This window comes from Viridibacterium curvum, from assembly GCF_039544165.1.
GTDB lineage: Bacteria > Pseudomonadota > Gammaproteobacteria > Burkholderiales > Rhodocyclaceae > Viridibacterium > Viridibacterium curvum.
This window is the reverse complement of sequence record NZ_BAABLD010000011.1, coordinates 1-16,824: the sequence shown is the minus strand read 5'-3', so window position 1 is coordinate 16,824 and position 16,824 is coordinate 1. Positions and strand designations below refer to the sequence as shown.

General features: G+C 58.2%; 15 protein-coding genes. 6 read left to right on the top strand and 9 right to left on the bottom strand.

What is annotated here, in order from left to right; all coding sequences use genetic code 11:
* The first annotated feature begins 28 nt into the window (after positions 1-28).
* From ABEA02_RS14590 to infA, 3 genes are all read left to right on the top strand, one after another.
* Positions 29-982, top strand: coding sequence for an MBL fold metallo-hydrolase (locus tag ABEA02_RS14590; protein WP_345533827.1), 954 nt, complete (start codon positions 29-31; stop codon positions 980-982).
* A gap of 475 nt (positions 983-1,457) precedes the next feature.
* Positions 1,458-1,661, top strand: coding sequence for a cold-shock protein (locus ABEA02_RS14585; protein ID WP_345533826.1), 204 nt, complete (start codon positions 1,458-1,460; stop codon positions 1,659-1,661).
* Between the two features lie 85 nt (positions 1,662-1,746).
* Positions 1,747-2,013, top strand: coding sequence for a translation initiation factor IF-1 (infA, locus tag ABEA02_RS14580; RefSeq protein ID WP_345533825.1), 267 nt, complete (start codon positions 1,747-1,749; stop codon positions 2,011-2,013).
* A gap of 57 nt (positions 2,014-2,070) precedes the next feature.
* Here infA and ABEA02_RS14575 read toward each other — a convergent pair whose 3' ends face one another.
* The 6 genes from ABEA02_RS14575 to ABEA02_RS14550 form a co-directional block, all read right to left on the bottom strand.
* On the bottom strand, positions 2,071-2,448 hold the full coding sequence (locus ABEA02_RS14575; protein ID WP_345533824.1) for a lysozyme inhibitor LprI family protein: 378 nt from the start codon (positions 2,446-2,448) through the stop codon (positions 2,071-2,073).
* 20 nt (positions 2,449-2,468) lie between these two features.
* Positions 2,469-3,128: an N-acetylmuramoyl-L-alanine amidase family protein gene (locus tag ABEA02_RS14570; RefSeq protein ID WP_345533823.1), complete on the bottom strand. Its 660-nt coding sequence runs from the start codon at positions 3,126-3,128 to the stop codon at positions 2,469-2,471.
* A 225-nt stretch (positions 3,129-3,353) separates the two neighbouring features.
* On the bottom strand, positions 3,354-4,415 hold the full coding sequence (locus ABEA02_RS14565; protein WP_345533822.1) for a hypothetical protein: 1,062 nt from the start codon (positions 4,413-4,415) through the stop codon (positions 3,354-3,356).
* A 147-nt stretch (positions 4,416-4,562) separates the two neighbouring features.
* Positions 4,563-5,609 carry a hypothetical protein gene (locus tag ABEA02_RS14560; protein WP_345533821.1) on the bottom strand — a complete coding sequence of 349 codons (1,047 nt, stop codon included), beginning with the start codon at positions 5,607-5,609 and terminating at the stop codon, positions 4,563-4,565.
* A 51-nt stretch (positions 5,610-5,660) separates the two neighbouring features.
* Positions 5,661-6,314 carry a hypothetical protein gene (locus tag ABEA02_RS14555; protein ID WP_345533820.1) on the bottom strand — a complete coding sequence of 218 codons (654 nt, stop codon included), beginning with the start codon at positions 6,312-6,314 and terminating at the stop codon, positions 5,661-5,663.
* A 74-nt stretch (positions 6,315-6,388) separates the two neighbouring features.
* Positions 6,389-7,909, bottom strand: a complete 1,521-nt coding sequence (locus tag ABEA02_RS14550; protein ID WP_345533819.1) for a hypothetical protein — start codon at positions 7,907-7,909, stop codon at positions 6,389-6,391.
* Positions 7,910-8,133: 224 nt separating this feature from the next.
* Here ABEA02_RS14550 and ABEA02_RS14545 point away from each other — a divergent pair, with 224 nt between their 5' ends.
* Positions 8,134-8,874 carry a hypothetical protein gene (locus tag ABEA02_RS14545; protein ID WP_345533818.1) on the top strand — a complete coding sequence of 247 codons (741 nt, stop codon included), beginning with the start codon at positions 8,134-8,136 and terminating at the stop codon, positions 8,872-8,874.
* A gap of 159 nt (positions 8,875-9,033) precedes the next feature.
* On the opposite strand, the gene ABEA02_RS14540 is transcribed toward ABEA02_RS14545, so the two are convergent.
* On the bottom strand, positions 9,034-10,023 hold the full coding sequence (locus ABEA02_RS14540; RefSeq protein ID WP_345533817.1) for a hypothetical protein: 990 nt from the start codon (positions 10,021-10,023) through the stop codon (positions 9,034-9,036).
* A gap of 378 nt (positions 10,024-10,401) precedes the next feature.
* Between ABEA02_RS14540 and ABEA02_RS14535 the strand changes: the two genes are divergently transcribed.
* Positions 10,402-11,022, top strand: a complete 621-nt coding sequence (locus tag ABEA02_RS14535; protein ID WP_345533816.1) for a hypothetical protein — start codon at positions 10,402-10,404, stop codon at positions 11,020-11,022.
* A 230-nt stretch (positions 11,023-11,252) separates the two neighbouring features.
* Here ABEA02_RS14535 and ABEA02_RS14530 read toward each other — a convergent pair whose 3' ends face one another.
* Both ABEA02_RS14530 and ettA read right to left on the bottom strand, forming a co-directional pair.
* Positions 11,253-13,322, bottom strand: a complete 2,070-nt coding sequence (locus tag ABEA02_RS14530) for a P-loop ATPase, Sll1717 family (protein ID WP_345533815.1) — start codon at positions 13,320-13,322, stop codon at positions 11,253-11,255.
* Positions 13,323-13,366: 44 nt separating this feature from the next.
* Positions 13,367-15,031, bottom strand: coding sequence for an energy-dependent translational throttle protein EttA (gene ettA, locus ABEA02_RS14525; RefSeq protein ID WP_345533814.1), 1,665 nt, complete (start codon positions 15,029-15,031; stop codon positions 13,367-13,369).
* A 546-nt stretch (positions 15,032-15,577) separates the two neighbouring features.
* On the opposite strand from ettA, the gene ABEA02_RS14520 reads away from it, so the two are divergent.
* Positions 15,578-16,300 (top strand): hemerythrin domain-containing protein, encoded by a 723-nt coding sequence (locus tag ABEA02_RS14520; RefSeq protein WP_345533813.1) that lies wholly within the window; start codon positions 15,578-15,580, stop codon positions 16,298-16,300.
* Positions 16,301-16,824 lie beyond the last annotated feature (524 nt).

Sequence of the window (16,824 nt, the reverse complement as noted above, 5' to 3'; positions counted from 1 at the left end):
TCAATCTTTCCTTTCAGGAGTGCATGACATGATGATTCGCAGAGCGTTTTCTGCAAGCCGTACTGCGCTGGCAACCTTGTTGTTCGGCGCTTTGCTGGCAGGCTGTGCCAGCAGTTTGCCGCGTGCCACGCCGGTCTCTGAGGGCGTCGCGCGGGTTGATCTGGGCAAGGTCGCCGTGACCATGCTGAGCGATGGCTCGGCCGTGCGCCCGCTCGACGCAAACTATGTGCGCAACGCACCGCTGGCAGACGTACAGGCCTCGCTCAAGGAGATGGGGCTCGCCACCGACAAGCTGACCGTGGTCTTCAATACCCTGGTCGTCGATGTGGGTGGCCAGCGTGTGTTGCTCGATACCGGCAATGGCGAATTCGGCGCCGCCACTGCCGGCAAGTTGCTGGAGAATATGGGCAAGGCCGGTATCGACCCCAAGTCGATCACCGCCGTCGTGATCTCGCACTTCCACGGCGACCACATCAACGGCTTGCGCAACAAGGCCGGACAGCTCGTCTTCCCGAATGCCAAGGTCTATGTGCCCGCCCCGGAGTGGAACTGGTGGATGGACGACGCCCGCATGAACGCCACCCCCGAAGCAGGGCGCGGCAACTTCACCAACGCCCGTCGCGTTTTCTCGCCCATGGCGGCCAGCGTGATCCGCTTCGAACCGGGCAAGGAAGTGCTGCCCGGCGTGCGCTCGATTCCCGCATACGGCCACACACCGGGCCACACGGCTTTCATGATTGAAGGTGGCAAGCGCAAGCTGCTCTACTGGGCCGACTCCACCAATGTCGACCTCTTCGTGCGCAACCCCGACTGGGCCGTCATGTTCGACATGAACGCCGACGAAGCACGCGAAACCCGCCACCGCATCGCCAGGCTCGCCATTGCCGAGAATGCGCTCGTGGCGGGCTTCCACCTCAGCAATCCCGGCATCGGCACGCTCAGCGTGCGCGGCAAGGGCTACGACTTCACCCCCCTCAAGTGACCTCTGCCTGCAGCGTGCAAACAGGCCCGCCATCTGGCGGGCTTTTTTCTGGGCCGTCTGACCTGTCTACATTCGCAGAACCGGGCCAGGGGGCTGCAGAGTTCGCCAACTGCACGCCTGCCCCTCGAACATCTTTGCACCTTGCCAGACCCCGGCGACAAGCCAGGTGCCGAGCAGTCGCATTGCGCCCCCTGCCTGCTGATGGAATCCGGGAGGCAAACCATGGAAGGCCAGCCCCGGATTTCGGCTCAGGCCTGCCTTCGGGTTCGCTGATCGGGCGGTGGTCTTGTGAAAATAAAAGAAATAAAGCTTGGTGAATTGGCAGAACAGGCGCAGAGTGTCCCCAGCGACATCAAGTCCATTCAGTCCAGTCCAGCAGTACCTCTCGCAGTTCCCGGTATTTCCTCGATTTCCCTGTTGTCTTGATATCGCCCTTTTCGGGGCGAACGTCCCCTTATTTTCTGGAGATTCAAAAATGGCAACAGGTACAGTCAAGTGGTTCAACGATGCGAAGGGTTTCGGTTTTGTCACGCCTGAAGGCGGCGGCCAGGACCTCTTCGTGCATTTCTCGGCCATCCAGGGCTCAGGCTTCAAGTCGCTCGCTGAAGGCCAGCGCGTGAGCTTCGATGTCACCCAGGGCCCCAAGGGCGAGCAGGCGGTGAACATCAACCCGGCCTGACACCACGTCTTGCCGGCAACAAAGCCCGGCTCCGCCGGGCTTTGCTTTTCTGCTTCTCACATTCACTCAGGCTTCACACTCCGACATGGCCAAAGAAGAACTCATCGAAATGGAAGGCGTCGTCTCCGAAGTGCTGCCCGACTCGCGCTTTCGCGTCACGCTTGAAAACGGACACCCGCTGATCGCCTACACCTCCGGCAAAATGCGCAAGCATCACATCCGCATTCTCGCGGGCGACAAGGTGTCGCTCGAAATGTCGCCCTACGACCTGAGCAAAGGGCGCATCACCTTCCGCCACCTCGAACAGCGCAGCACACCCGCCGCACGCCCTCAGGCCTTTCGGCGTCGTTGATCTGTGCCTGGCTCAACGCAACAAAGGGCGCAGTTGCGCCCCTTGCCCTGAGCAAGCTTATTTCGCCAGCTTATCGGTGCTGCAGCCCGTGCTTTTGCATTCGCGCTCGCGTTCCTTGAGGAATTCAAGGCGGGCATCGGTCTTCTCGATGGCGCAATCGAGATTCACAAAGTACCCCGTGCTGTCTTCCTTGCTGCAGGCTGCATCGCGGGCCTTGATCCAGTCCAGCTGTCCTTGCTTCAGCACGTCTTTCTGTTTGGCATCCAGTTGTTGGCGCAAGGCCGTGTAGGTTTTGTTCAGATCGCTGTCTTTCTGCGAGAACAGATTGCCGGCGCAATACACCTGGTCGAAAGCGTTGCGCGGCTTACCGCAACCTGCGGCGTGGCTGCTGGTTGCGACGACGATCATTGCGAAACCGAGTGCGAATTTTTGCATTGCATTGCTCCGTTGTGACTTCAATGGTTGAGGCAGGCGTGCAGGCCTTCTGCAATGGCGCCAGCCAGTCGCTCTACCGTCTCGGCCTCGGCAAGTCGCCGGGCTTCGTCGGGGTTGGCAATCACGCCTGCCTCGATCAGCAGCGCAGGCATGGTCGCCGTTTTCAACACCACCAGATCATCGAAGCGATGGATGCCCAATCGCTTGTCGATGAAGGGGCGATTCTCGCCGGGTATCGGCGTTGCATGATATGCCGAAGGCACCTCGCCAATCGCCAGCAGACGCTCCCCCACCACCTTGGCGCATTTCAGGCTCTCGGCATATTGCGGATTCTTCTCCGAGACGAAGAGCGAAAAGCCCGCAAACTCGCGACGCCGCCCCGCATCGATCCACGCCTGCTGGATCGAGTCATGGTGAATCGAAGCAAAGAGCTTTGCGTCGGGCGCCAGCTGTGTGCGTTGAGTCAACGCCACTTCCTGTCCATCGGCCGAGATGCGAAACACAGAATGCCCGCGGGCCTCAAGCTTTCGCGCAACAGCGGTCGAGAGCGTCAGGTTGAATTGATACTCCACGCGTCCGTCGGGTGCCACGGCGCCGTAGCGCAGGGGAGTGTGGCCAGTGTCGACTGCGATCTCTGCTGCGGCAGCACAGGCGCTGCCTGCCAGGCTCAGGGCAGTCACGGCAAGGGAGTCCAGAAGGCGGCGCATCGACGAGCGACAAGAATGTGGAAGCCGGAGGATACAGTCCGGCACAAGGACTGAGCGAGACAATCGCCAAAAGGGCTGTGCGCAGGGTGCGCATTGCGCACCACTCCCAGGACTCATTCGTCGCGATAGCTCCTTGAAGGCCGTAGTGCGGATGCGAGGTCCCGCGTGCGCGGTGCACACCCTGGCTGCTCCGTCATGTCAGTGTTTCGCCTTCTGTGTGTTGCATTGCTCGAGCAGCTCAGACACTGCGCGCTGCATGTCGGGGGCGGCACGCCGGATGACGTTGGCCTGGGGGTCGACGGATTGCTGGCCAACGGGAGTGCGGGTGAAGGCCGCGATGTTCTGCCTGTCCTCCTTGCTGAGCTCGGGCAGGCGTTCCTCGGTCGGGATCAGCAGGAGCTCCAGAGTACTGATCCGGAAGGTGTCTGCGAAGCGCTTGCCGCTGACGGTCTTGTAGAAGGTAAGGCCTTCCCGCAACTGGTCGGTGGTGAATTCGTCGGCGAAGGCGCGGCTCAGGTGACGCTCGATGAGGGGGAGTGTAAGGCGCTGATTGAAGCAGGTGATGACGTTGGCCGAGACGCCGAGTTTCTTGAGCTGAGAGCTCTGGCTGCTGCGGATGTTCGCGGCATAGATGTGGCTGTGACCGGTGTGTTGAACTAGCTCACGGGCGACGGTGAGTGCGCCACCGGCGCGCTGGCTGAGATCGGCGAACGGGTCGGCGAAGGGATCAGCGCCCGGCGGAATGACCGTATAGACGCGGATGTCGATGAGGCGCTCGTCAGCGAAGCTGAATGTGATGCCCAGGCTGCCATAGTCGAAGTAGCTTTCGATGATGCGCGCGCGGCCGGGGATGGGGGGCTCGGGAGGGGCGCTACGCTCTTCTGGTGCACCATAGGCCCGGATCACGTCGTCCATGTTGCTGCCCTTGCCGATGCCTTTGTCATTGCGACCGTTGAATGGGGCCTTGCCCGGGGTGTCAACGTAAAAGATGTAGGTGCGGATGCGGTCACGTTCCAGTACGACTTCCAGACCGTTGTCGTGGGCGAGGTAGTAGCTACCGGAGTAGCTGCCCTTGAACAGGCGCTCCAGACAACTACTCTTTCCAGCGCGAGGGCATTCGTCAAGCCCTGTGTCGGTCTTGATGACGTAGGGCTGGACTTGCTGCGCGTTGGCGGACAGGGCAAAAAGCAGCAGCGCAGTCAATAGGGTTACCAGCAGGGCGGCACGGGAAGTGTAGGACAGCGGCAGGCGGTGGCTCATGTGATGCATTCCGGAATGGCTCGCTGGCATTGTCGGCAAGGGGCACTTGTCTGCCAAGCTAGAGTTGTCTCGATGTCGAAGGCATGACGAGGGTAATGTGTGAATGCGACACCTGATGCCAGCCTCTCGCCTTGCTTAGCTTGCGTACTACTTGTCTTTCTGGGGTGTTGCCACAAAGGACTCGGCGCGACTCAGCAGCGAGGGCAAAATCTTCTCGCTCCATCCTGAAGCGATGCACAGAAAGAGATGCGCGGCGTTTCGTACATCTCCTGCCGAGCTGAGCGCGCTTTTCAGGATGATCTCGGCCTCGAAAGCCAGATGCACCAGGATGCCTGCGCCAATACCGATCAGCATGCGGCTGGTCGCTTCGATGCGCAGCCCGCGCTTGCCGGACTCCGGCTCAAGCCGCAGCGATCGCGTGCGCGTCGTGACTGACAACAACGCCCCGAAGGCGCCGGCCAGCCCGGCCTGCGTCCAGCTCGTCAGCGTGTGCAGCAGGCTCGACGCGCAGTAAGTCTGCGCAACCTGCAGCCCGCCCGCCACGCCAGCCAGACACAACAACAGAGTCACGAACCACCAGAAAAACACCGGGCGGCAAAGTTGGTCCTTGGCGACCAGGATCTGGTCCTCGGCCATGGCCTGCACCTTCTCGCATTCCTCGCGCTTCACACCGTTCAGCACCATCGCCATCGATTCGCCAATCAGCAGACGGATGCGTTTGGCACTGTCGCGGGCCCGCTCCGTGTTGGCCTTCAACTGCTCGTCGGTGACGCGGCGACACAACGGAATGAAGCGGAAGATCGCACGCAGTTTGGGAAAGGGCGGCTTGAGAAGGTCGCTACGCTCGTCGAGCAGAAAATGGCTCGCGCAGCTCAGACGCATGACGTTGGCCTGAATCACGCTCATTCCCTCTTCGCTGGAGAGGCGTTGCGTCCACCACCACTGCACCTCCAGGTGGCTGTCGAGATACACGATGTAACGGGTGCTCTTGCGGATCAGGGACTCAATCTTCTGACCCATCCAGGGATCGATGTCGCCTTCCTGCATTGACGACAGCCGGGTCATCACGATATGGCGTTTGGCAACGATGTCGGGCGGCTCGGAGTCGATTTTCTTGTCGGGATGCGCGTTTCGCCATAGCGATAGCGCCACCATCGCTTCGTAGAAGGTCTGATCTGCTGAGGGCTCGCTCATGTTTCTCTCCCTGCCAGTGAGTAGGTGCGCATTGCGCCCCCTACCTGCTTGCTAAATGGTGCCTTGCCCTGACTTGGGCTCAACGAGAAGCCGATGCTCCCTGAGCTTGTTCAGTATCTTCTCGCCACTGGTTTCTTCGCCGGTCGCGAATCCCAACTTGGCTTTGAGTGTTGCCCGCCAGATTTCGGTCATCGAACTCTTTTCCAACAAGACTACCGACGCTACATAGTCTGGAATGTAGCTCCAGTCTTTTTCGAGGCCTGGTTTTTTCTCAGTTCGAATTGTCGCCTTGGTGATTCGAATGGTAAGGACATGCGAAACCGACTCTTTTTCCAGCGCTTTCTGAACAAGCTCTTTGTCGGCTGTGTCCGCAACAGAAACCCGCTTCCAGTCAATCTTCAATTTTGTTGCAGACTTCTCAAAGTCCCACAGTATTGAATTCTGAGAAAAATTGATCTCGTCAGGGTACTTTGGGGAGTTCAATGGAAGGAATCCGATCGATGTAACGCTTCTTTCGCGGTTGGGTGCGAATGACTCTTCAACGATCGAGTTTGATGCGCAGCCTGCCAACAAGGCCGAACAGACGATGAAAGTCAGCCAGATTTTTAATGAGTGAAGTGTTTTCATTTTGATGGTTGGTGTTTGATGATGGATGCTGAGGTCATTGACGCCGTACAAGACCTGGGGCTCTGGGGTTGCAGGCATTGCCCGCGCTGCAGGCAGAAGATCAATGCTTCATTCATGTGAGAAGTGAGGCATGTCGTTTGTCAGGTGCGACATCATGCCACCACCTCATGCTCGCGCCAGTTGATCGATTTGTGATTGTCGAGCCCCTCGAAGAACACTGCGGCGATCTCCGCATTGAGGCTGGGATCTGCAGTGCTCTGGAGGATGATGGGCGCACGCAGGCTGAAGCCGGCACTCGCGAGCGTATAAGGCACACCAATCAGCAGCGATAGGGTAGGGCGCTGGTAGCACTTCAGGTGCACCAGAAGTGTGTCCATGCGACCGTGAGGCAGGTTGCTGTACCCCTCATACAGATGGACCTGGTAGGGCACATTCTCAGGGTTGTGCTGCATCAATTCCTCAGCACGTCTGCTGATTGCTTCCCCGTCTCCCATGAAAGAAAGGTCAAGGAGGGTTCCCTTGCCTTCGGCCGAAGGCAGGAGAACCGTAGGCGGAACTTCCGAGCCCCCCAGTGCCATGTACGCGCCATAGCCCATCACGAACGCCGCCTGTTCTACCTCCTTTTTCCACTCCATCGTCGGCGCGGCTTTGAGCTTGCCGAACAGTCCAGTCCCTTTTTTATCCGGCACAGGCATGCCGCGCCTGAGCGTCACGAACTGCGGCAGCTTGAGTTCCAGCACCTTTTTGGCGAAGAGCGTGCAAGACAGCGTCGGCTTCTCGCTGAACAGCAACTCATGCACGGCCAGCAGGGGGAATAGAGTCTGATCTCCCATCGCAGCCAGGAACGTCGTCTCGAACTGCAGCTCGAAGTCCATGCCCATTTCTTTCGCCTGCGCGTATTCAATCCATTTCAGACTGCATTGCGCGCGTACGGCTGCCGTGCGTGTCATGTAGACCGCCAGCAGACGCGACAGGTTGGCCGTGCGCGCCGCGCGGATGTATTCCGGATACACCAGCGCCTCACGGGCGCGGATCGTTCGCAGCAGCTCGTCGATCTGGATCAGGCTCTCTATTGAAAAGTCTAGCCGGATCGCCCGCAGCTCCTCTTCAAATGCCACGCCTCCGCGCAGCTTCTCGCCGCGCAGGAATCGGTCCAGGTTGCCGATATCCCATTCGAGCGTCACTGCCTGCGCCTCGGTCAGCATCCGCTCAACAGTCCGCTTCACCCAGCCTGCAGCTGAATACTCACCCGTCCCGGAGAACAAACCATCCTCAAGAACCACCAGGGGCAAAAGCCAGGATCCCGGCACGAGACCCAGCACATGCGTCACGAATTCGTCATTCGGCAGGCTACCCTCAGGCAGCTGCTGCGCTGCCTCCTCGAGGCTATGCCAGGTCAGCGCATCTTGCAGCTCCCGCGCGACGTAGCTGCCCAGGTAGAACGCCAGCGTCAGCGTAAAATTTTCGCGGGCGGCATCGTCAAGAAACCCCTCCTTGACTGGCTTCAACTTCGCGCGCACCTGGCTCAGCAACGCATCAATGCGCTGCAGACTCGCCTCTGAATAGTCCAGCTTCGCCTGCTGTAGCGCCTTGGCCAGGAAGACGCCTCCCGGCACATCAGCCCCCGATTCCACAGCCGCCAGCAACAGACCAGCCTTGTCCTGCAAACCCATGGCGTTTCCCCCGACGTGATTGAGCTATCGGCCCGCTTCGGGGCCATTTTTCCGAAGCCTAACGCAGACGCGATACCGTGAGTCCGAGTTTCCTGCAGGAATGTGTGCGCCCAAAAGGGCAGGTTTGCCCGGGTGCGCACAATGTCGCGAAATGCGCAGGCTTGGGGGCATAGAATCCCATTCAAATAATCCGGCCCGCAGCTGGAGCGAAGGGAGCAGAGGCGATGGGGAGTGCCGTGGATGCGCAGAGCCTGCAAGGGAGTGAAGCCGCGACTTCGTTCCCGTGGGACGCCTTGCTCAAGTGGAGCGCCTTCCTCATCTCCATCGGCGGCCTGGCCCTGCATGTAGCGGGCTCCCGCTATCACGAGGCACGCATCGCAGCCTGGGGGCTGGATGCCGACCTCTTTCCCAAGCCCGTCGAGTGGGTGCTGATGACGGGCTACTACGTCATGGTCGGCGCCATCGCTGACGCGTATCTCTACCTCAAGACCTACTGGTGGAGGTTGGCGTTCTGGGCACTGTGTCTGGCGATAGCCTGTTTTGTCATGGTGATGCTCCGGCTTCAGCAGAAGGACCAGTTACTGAAGCGAGCCGTAGGCGGCTGGATGAAGCGCTGCCCACACTGGATGATGGCTCTAGGCCTTTCGACTTCTTACTTCGCAGCGGTGGGTCTGTTCATTCTGTACGTGCCCTTGCTGTTCGGAACGGTGCTGTATCTCCCTTCACAACTAGGCAAAGAGGCCGGCGACAAGGTCGCAAACGCGCAACTCACTCAGTACAGCGAAGGCTGCGAGACGGGCGTGCTAAAACATCGCTGCATTGTGTTCAAACGAGACGGCTTGCCTGAGCTGAAAGGTTTTCTGGTTGAGAGCTCAGACAGTCAGTTGGTGGTCTATCTGCAGGGGCAGAAGCTGGTGCAGGTGATGAAGAGGGAAGGCGTTGAATTGGTGATGCGAGTGCCGTGATGATGTCGGCGGCTGAGGCAATGTGACGTGGCCTAGAGAAATGCGTTAATGCAAGACCTGCCCCCGAAGACATGACCCCGAAGCCAGAAGCCAGAAATACAAGAAACAAAGGGCGCACGAAGCGCCCCTTTTCCTGTGCAGCGTCGCCTTAGTTCAAAGTCAGCGAAAAAGCAGAAAGCCGAGCACTTTGAATCCCAGGTAGATCAGCAGCGCGTATTTCAGCAGGGTTACGATCAGCGAGACGATGTCGCGGGCCGCAATCGGGACTTCACCCCGGACCTCTGCCGAACGCCCGTTGATAACGAATGGATACTCCTTGTCGCCGCGCTCGACAGACCCAACCCATAGTGGTAGCAGGATGTGTCTGAACTTGACGTCGTCGAGCTGGATGTCCATCGACGTGATCTTTGCATCATCAACACCGGGAATCTTGCGGATGGCGTCTTCAGTCTTCTGCCTGATGCGCTCTTCAAGAAGCTGGCGCCCTCGAGACAGATCCAAGGATGCGTTTTCGATGGGAACGCCCGTGACAAATTCGACACGGTAGGGCTCGAGCTTGTCCAGATGCCAGGGCTCAAGACCATATAACAACGCATGGGGAACCGATTCCGAGGCGGGCACAAGTACGTCATCAAAATGTTTGGAGATCGAGTCGGTGCATGTCGACGTTTCCGTCCGCCCGTTCTCTCCTTCCCTTTCAATCCGCACGCAGTATGTACCGCTGACCCTGGCATCGAAAGTCCAGTACGGAAAGTACACAGGGGCGAGTCGCTTTGCCTTCTGACGTTGCGCTACATCAGCAGGCGTGCTCTTGAGCCATTCGAGAAACATATGCTGTGCTTCAGCGGCATCAACCTGCAGCGGTATCAATGCCGACGGGGCGCTTCCGTTGTTCGCCATGGCCGACTGCGCGACCAGTACGTTCTGGCAATAGGGGCAAGGCAGAGAGCTGGCTTGTAGCGGCAGCACGATATTCGCGCCGCAACCACCACAGGCGACGCTCCTGGGCTTGGGTGGTGCGAGGCTGGCGGCAAAATCCAGTTCCTTCAAGGCCTCCTGCCGCACCAGGGCTCCGGAAGGCGAAACCAGACATTTCGTTTTGCAATACGGGCATTCAAGACGCTCACCGCCGCCGGCGATATAGCGCATCTGCCCCCGGCATTCCGGGCACTTTAAAACACTGTTGTCCATCTACTCCATCCACCCGATTCTTCTGATGTTCCCTGGATTATCTGATTCGGCCTTGCCCATAGCGGGTTGTCGCTCAGATGAAATGCAGGGCCTGATGCAGATCGACTGCAGTGAGGTCATGATGCTGATCCAGCTCGTAGGGTGAATTCGGAGCGTAGCGACTACCCGCCGCGTGCCCCACGAACACGCCTTACGCGTTGGTTGATTCAGCCTTGTAGTGCAGACTTTGCAGGTCAGTGGCGACGTTTATACGAAATGCGTTAATGCAAGACCTGACCCCGGCGCTTTTGCAAGTGGAGCGCCTTTCTCATCACCATCGGCGGCCTCGCCCTGCATGTGGCGGGCTCCCGCTACCACGAGGCACGCATCGCCGCCTGGGGGCTGGATGCCGACCTCTTTCCCAAGCCCGTCGAGTGGGTACTGATGACGGGTTACTACGTCATGATCGGCGCCATCGCCGACGCGTATCTCTATCTCAAGACCTACTGGTGGAAGCTGGCGCTCTGGGGGCTGTGCCTGGCGTCAGCCTGCTTTATCATGGTGATGCTAGTGCTCAATGAGAAGGACCAGGTGCTCAAGCGGACCCTAAGCGCCTGGATGAAACGGTTTCCACGCTGGATGCTGGTTCTGGGGCTCTCGTCTTCCTACTTCGCAGCGGTGGGTCTGTTCATTCTGCACGTGCCCTTGCTGTTCGGAACGGTGCTGTATCTCCCTTCACAACTAGGCAAAGAGGCCGGCGACAAGGTCGCAAACGCGCAACTCACTCAGTACAGCGAAGGCTGCGAGACGGGCGTGCTCAAACATCGCTGCATTGTGTTCAAACGAGACGGCTTGCCTGAGCTGAAAGGTTTTCTGGTTGAGAGCTCAGACAGTCAGTTGGTGGTCTATCTGCCGGGGCAGAAGCTGGTGCAGGTGATGAAGCGGGAAGGCGTTGAATTGGTGATGCGAGTGCCGTGATGATGTCGGCGGCTGAGGCAATGTGACGTGGTCTAGGAAATGCGTTAATGCAAGACCTGACCCCGTCGCCCAGCCCCGCCCGATGCACCCTGCCCGCAAGCCAAACGGGCATCGACCATGTGCCACCCGTGACGGTGGGTTGCTTCGCGAACCCACCCTACGAGGGCAATGTAGGGTGGGTTCGGAGCAAAGCGACAACCCACCGAGTACCCCAGAGCCCACCTTACGCGTTATTTTGATGGCTGAGCGGATGCGTATTGCCGGACGTACAAATCAAGCAAGCCTTTGAGCATATGGTCGGCCGCATCATGTTTTTGCGGATTTCTTAGCTTTGACAGTATGTCCGTTAAAAACTTGGCTGTTATTTTTATAATTATTGAACTGTTTTCGTGTTTGTAAAATTCAAGAAACGCATTCATTTCCTTCCCTTTTTTTAGGAGGTGGTCGCTATCTCGGCAAATTATGAAGGCAAGTTTTCCATACTCTCTGCCAAGGTAGCCGAATACTTGTCGATACTCGGATACGCCGATGTCTTCATAGTTCTTTATTTCAAAGATTATGCTTCGGCTTTTGTAGTCATCGTAAATGCGTTCCCAGAGTTCAGAGCCCTTGTAGTTTGTAGCCACTATGTCTCGTCGTAGAGTTGCGTTCTTGTTCGGATGAAGCTGAATGTTTTTAAGCTTATTGGCAAATGCGATTCTAATCGTCTCGAGGCACCATTCCTCAAATGCGCCGGCGTGTTCGTCGCCACTTTCTATGTTTTTAAGCTTTTCAATTTGTTGACCTAACTTTGCTTTTCTTATCTCTGGCGTGAGAGAGGAAACTGTTATTTCATACTCATCAAATATTTCTTCAGCTTCATTTTGCTCGAACTCTGGGTCGGCAAGATTCAAGGCCGGGGCATAGCAAGGATGAATAAGTAGCCGCTTTTCTGCGACAAACTCTTTGTCTGGATGCTTGCCGTCGTGGCAGAACACGTAGCTCCCTGTCGTGTCTTCGTGTAGGCCGACGAAGCCGACGCTGTATAAAGAGCGCAGTACTTCGGTTGGTGATTTTAGAATTTCTAGATGCTGAGCTGCAGGTGAGGACGAAATCTCAGACTGAAGAACATTTTCGATTCTTGAAAGAGCGTCTTCCACATACATCCTAGACGTCCCTCCGGAGAAGGCTTGTGTTACCACCTCTAGGCCCGGGAATACCGCAGAGTATTCCTTGTGGAGATCGCTCAAGCGAAGGCGAGATATCGCTTTTGCAGCTGCATCTATGTCCTCATCGACGATCTCCTCTCGGTTTTGACGAGAGGCACTTAAGAATGCTTCGTTTAAAAGCGCAAGAATGTCACGGGGGCGATAGAGTGTTAGCCGAAGGCATTTACTAAAGCCAGATTTTTCTTTCAATCCATTGGCTGTGCACTTGTTCCAAACGCGAATATTGTTGTCTATGTCTAGCTTGCGAACGGTTCGAAGGCGACTTGCCACCAAGTTGAGGAGTAAGTGGTAGTCCCAGTGCAGTCGGAGCACTTGTCCTTCGATGTTTCTTGAGAAGTCTTGGTCCCAATGTTCGATGGCCCGGTAGATGTTGTCGCGTAGAAAAACTACGGATCGAATGTTAGGGGATAGACCTTGGATCAAATCCATCGTCCCGTAGACCACTCCGTCAACAATTCCTACGCCGACTTTATCTGGCTCGTATCCCTCATCAAGCCGATCAATCAGAATGCAAAACTTCCTTGGGTACTCGCTGTTAATGCGACTAACTTCTTTCTGTATCGCCTTAATTTCCAAAAAGTGAGCCAGTTCTGCGATGCGCTCTTCGGCAACAGGAACTTGCTTTTCGAGCAGCTTAAGCTTGGTACGAAGTTTGAAAAAAATTGGACTATCACCAGTCCATGCGCTGTTGTGTCGATGAAGTAATTCACTAGAGGCGATTGAGTTTCTGGATTTGTAGTTCTGATGAAATTTGTGAACAATTTCCATCAGTAACGCATACTGCCAGAGGGTTTTGACTGCTGCGCGGGTGTGGGAAACTTGCTCTCCTAGCTGGGCGATAGATGGCCGAATGCCAATTACGTCTTCCTCATTCGGCGCTATCAAAATCACCGAATGTTGGTTGAGATTTTCCCAGTGCCTATGAAGCTTGTTTGTGAGGGCGCTTTTGCCCGTTCCGCGTCTGCCAACGACGACAATTTTGTCGTCAGTTTCAACAAGCGTTCGGTAATCAGGTGTTTCAACAAACACCGTTTCAAGCATCGCACCGTCATGTTCAGCGCGTATGTCACCGAGGATGTTTGCTTTGGCCATGTTTGTACACTTGATTGATATTGGTAGAACCGGATGTCGTGAATTTAACGCGAAATCGGCTTATACCTAATCCGCTTAGGCTTGGCCGCCTCTTCACCCAACCTCTTCTTCTTGTCCTCTTCATACTCCGCGTAGTTGCCCGCAAAGAACGTCCATTGCGAGTCGCCTTCACACGCAAGGATGTGGGTGGCGATGCGGTCGAGGAACCAGCGGTCGTGTGAGGTGACCATCACGCAGCCGGAGAATTCGAGCAGGGCGTCTTCGAGGGCTCGCAGGGTTTCGACGTCGAGGTCGTTTGACGGTTCGTCGAGCAGCAGCACGTTGCCGCCTTCGACCAGGGTCTTGGCGAGGTGCAGGCGGCCGCGTTCACCGCCGGAGAGGTTGCCGACGATCTTGGCCTGGTCGCCGCCCTTGAAGTTGAAGCGGCCGATGTAGGCGCGGCTGGGCATTTCGAATTTGCCGACCGTGAGGATGTCGGCGCCTTCGGCGATGGCTTCGAAGACGGTCTTCTTGTCGTCAAGGCCTTCGCGCGTCTGATTCACGGCGGCGATCTTGACGGTGGGGCCGGTGATGATTTCGCCACTGTCCGGTTTTTCCATGCCCTGGATCATGCGGAACAGCGTGGACTTGCCGGCGCCGTTGGGGCCGATGACGCCGACGATGGCGCCGGGGGGAATCTGGAAGCTGAGGTTGTCGATGAGCAGGCGATCACCGAAGCCCTTGCTGACGCCGTTGAATTCGATGACCTGGTTGCCGAGGCGCTCGCCGGGGGGGATGAAGATTTCCTGCGTTTCGTTGCGCTTCTGGTATTCGACGCTGGACATTTCTTCGTAGCGGGCGAGACGCGCCTTGCTCTTGCTCTGGCGCGCCTTGGCGCCTTGGCGCACCCATTCGAGTTCCTGCTTCATGGCCTTGCGGTGGGCGTTTTCCTGCTTCTCTTCCTGCGCGAGGCGGGCTTCCTTCTGCTCCAGCCATTCGGAGTAGTTGCCCTTCCAGGGGATGCCTTCGCCGCGGTCGAGTTCGAGAATCCATTCGGCGGCGTTGTCGAGGAAGTAGCGGTCGTGGGTGACGGCGACGACGGTGCCGGGGAAGCGCACCAGGAACTGCTCCAGCCATTCGACCGATTCGGCGTCGAGGTGGTTGGTGGGCTCGTCGAGCAGCAGCATGTCGGGCTTGCTGAGCAGCAGCTTGCACAGGGCGACGCGGCGCTTTTCACCGCCGGAGAGCGGGCCGATCTTGGCGTCCCACGGCGGGATGCGCAGGGCGTCGGCGGCGATTTCGAGTTGGGTCTCGATGTCGGCACCGCTGGTGGCGATGATGTTCTCGTACTTGGCCTGCAGCTCGGCGAGCTTGTCGAAGTCGGCATCGGGCTCGGCATACGCTGCATAGACTTCCTCGAGCTTCTGCTTGGCTTCCATGACTTCGCCGAGCGCGGATTCGACTTCTTCGCGCACGGTCTTGTTTGGGTCGAGCTGGGGCTCTTGCGCGAGGTAGCCAATGCTCATGTTGGGCTGCCACTGGACTTCGCCGTCGTATTCCTTATCGACGCCGGCCATGATCTTGAGGACCGTGGACTTGCCGGAGCCGTTGAGGCCCAGCAGGCCGATCTTGGCGCCGGGGAAGAAGGAGAGGGAGATGTCCTTGATGATCTGACGCTTCGGGGGAACGATCTTGTTCACCTTCAGCATTGACATTACGTATTGAGCCATGGGTTCTCGTGCGGGCTTCCCAGAATCGCTTCCATCGTTGTTGCGCCTCCTTGCCGTACCAAGACGTACTGCGCGTTTTGGTAACTGCGTCGGCGCGCCTAGCCGGAAGGGTTTCTGGAACTTCCCTGTGGGTTGATGAGAAAGGCGTAAGGATACCTTGTGGCTGCGTGGCGGGTCTTGCGAGGGGGGCGGGGATTTGCCTTCTCCCGGCCCTGACGGGCCACCCTCTTCGTAATGCCCTCTCCCCCAGCCCCTCTCCCGCTACACGGGCGAGGGGAGCAGCGAGCGGCTGTGCCGCGCATGAAGCTGGAGGGCAGGGCAGTGGCTTGGTCCTCAGCGGGTTGCCGTACGTACCAAAGGGCAAAAGGCCTTTGCATACAGGGCTTTAAGGTTGCTTTAAGGTTTGCTTAACGAAGATTTAGGAGTGTGTGGCGCGGCGACTCCCTACATTGGCATCACTGCAGCGGGCGGCATCTGGCGGCCTGCGGAAAGGCAGCTTCATCGTGATGTCAGTGATCATTTTCAGTTCTGAAAGGGAGTTCAAACATGCAAACCAATGCGCAACAGATAGCCGCCACGCAATCGGCGACGGGGCGTTTCAACATCTACAACTTTCCGCACAAGGGGCTGCGTCTGCTGATGCAGCACACCCTGCACGGCGTGGGCAGCTGCGACTGGCAGGACGCCAGCGAGACAGCCGAGACGCTGACTGCCGTGCGCACCCTGCTGGAGGTGATGACGGGGCATCTGCATCACGAGAATGCGTTCATCCACGTGGCGATGGAGGCGCGTCAGCCGGGCTCGACCCGTCATGGTGCGGGCGAGCACGTAGCGCATGAGCAGGCCATCGCCGCGCTGCATGCCGAAGTGACTGCGCTGGAGCAGGCGGCAGACGATGCGCGTGATGCTTTGGGGTACCACCTGTACACGCGGCTGTCGCTGTTCGTGGCCGAGAACCTGGAGCACATGGCGATGGAAGAGCGCGATCACAATGCGGTGCTGTGGGCGAACTATGCCGATGACGAGATTCTCGACATCGAGCGTCGTCTGGTCAGTGCGATTCCGCCAGAGAAGGCAGCGTTGATGCTGCCCTGGATGGTGCAGGCGGCCAATGCGGGCGAGCGTGCGGGTTTTCTGTGTGCCGTGCGACCGGGCATGCCGGCCGAGGCCTTTGATGGTTTGCTGTCGGAATGCCGTGCGCTGCTGTCGCCGCGCGCCTGGGCCAAGCTGGAGGCGGCGCTGCGTGGTGGGGTGGTGGTGGCTGCTTGAGGGGGTGACCCCTCTCCCGGCCCTGACGGGCCAGCCTCTACGCCATGCCCTCTCCCCCAACCCCTCTCCCGCTTGCGGGAGAGGGGAGCTTCATGCGGCTGCGCCGTGCATAAAGCTGGAGGGAACGGCGGGGTGCCTGATCGGGGGAGTGGAAACCTCTTGCCGACCCTTCAGGCGCCAGACGTCCATGTCGTCGTTCCCGCGCAGGCGGGAACCCAGTGTCTTGAACCGTCGCTGGATTCCCGCCTTCGCGGGAATGACGAGTTATCGAGAACGGGTTGCTTTTCAGGCTTCTGTGGTGAGGCGTTGGCGGCCTGATCTGGGACGTGCGGAAACCTCTTGCCGGCCCTTCATGCCGACCCTTCAGGCGCCAGACGTCCATGTCGTCGTTCCCGCGAAGGCGGGAACCCAGTGTCTTGACCGTCGCTGGATTCCCGCCTTCGCGGGAATGACGAGTTATCGAGAACGGGTTGCTTTTCAGGCTTCTGTGGTGAGGCGTTGGCGGCCTGATCTGGGACGTGCGG

Bases quoted from the DNA above. Each gene is read 5' to 3' on its own strand.
- ABEA02_RS14565 (WP_345533822.1), bottom strand. From the start codon at position 4,415: ATGAGCCACCGCCTGCCGCTGTCCTACACTTCCCGTGCCGCCCTGCTG.
- ABEA02_RS14585 (WP_345533826.1), top strand. From the start codon at position 1,458: ATGGCAACAGGTACAGTCAAGTGGTTCAACGATGCGAAGGGTTTCGGT.
- ettA (WP_345533814.1), bottom strand. From the start codon at position 15,031: ATGGCTCAATACGTAATGTCAATGCTGAAGGTGAACAAGATCGTTCCC.
- ABEA02_RS14575 (WP_345533824.1), bottom strand. From the start codon at position 2,448: ATGCAAAAATTCGCACTCGGTTTCGCAATGATCGTCGTCGCAACCAGC.
- ABEA02_RS14530 (WP_345533815.1), bottom strand. From the start codon at position 13,322: ATGGCCAAAGCAAACATCCTCGGTGACATACGCGCTGAACATGACGGT.
- ABEA02_RS14550 (WP_345533819.1), bottom strand. From the start codon at position 7,909: ATGGGTTTGCAGGACAAGGCTGGTCTGTTGCTGGCGGCTGTGGAATCG.
- ABEA02_RS14540 (WP_345533817.1), bottom strand. From the start codon at position 10,023: ATGCGCTATATCGCCGGCGGCGGTGAGCGTCTTGAATGCCCGTATTGC.
- ABEA02_RS14545 (WP_345533818.1), top strand. From the start codon at position 8,134: ATGGGGAGTGCCGTGGATGCGCAGAGCCTGCAAGGGAGTGAAGCCGCG.
- ABEA02_RS14555 (WP_345533820.1), bottom strand. From the start codon at position 6,314: ATGCCTGCAACCCCAGAGCCCCAGGTCTTGTACGGCGTCAATGACCTC.
- ABEA02_RS14590 (WP_345533827.1), top strand. From the start codon at position 29: ATGATGATTCGCAGAGCGTTTTCTGCAAGCCGTACTGCGCTGGCAACC.
- infA (WP_345533825.1), top strand. From the start codon at position 1,747: ATGGCCAAAGAAGAACTCATCGAAATGGAAGGCGTCGTCTCCGAAGTG.
- ABEA02_RS14520 (WP_345533813.1), top strand. From the start codon at position 15,578: ATGCAAACCAATGCGCAACAGATAGCCGCCACGCAATCGGCGACGGGG.
- ABEA02_RS14560 (WP_345533821.1), bottom strand. From the start codon at position 5,609: ATGAGCGAGCCCTCAGCAGATCAGACCTTCTACGAAGCGATGGTGGCG.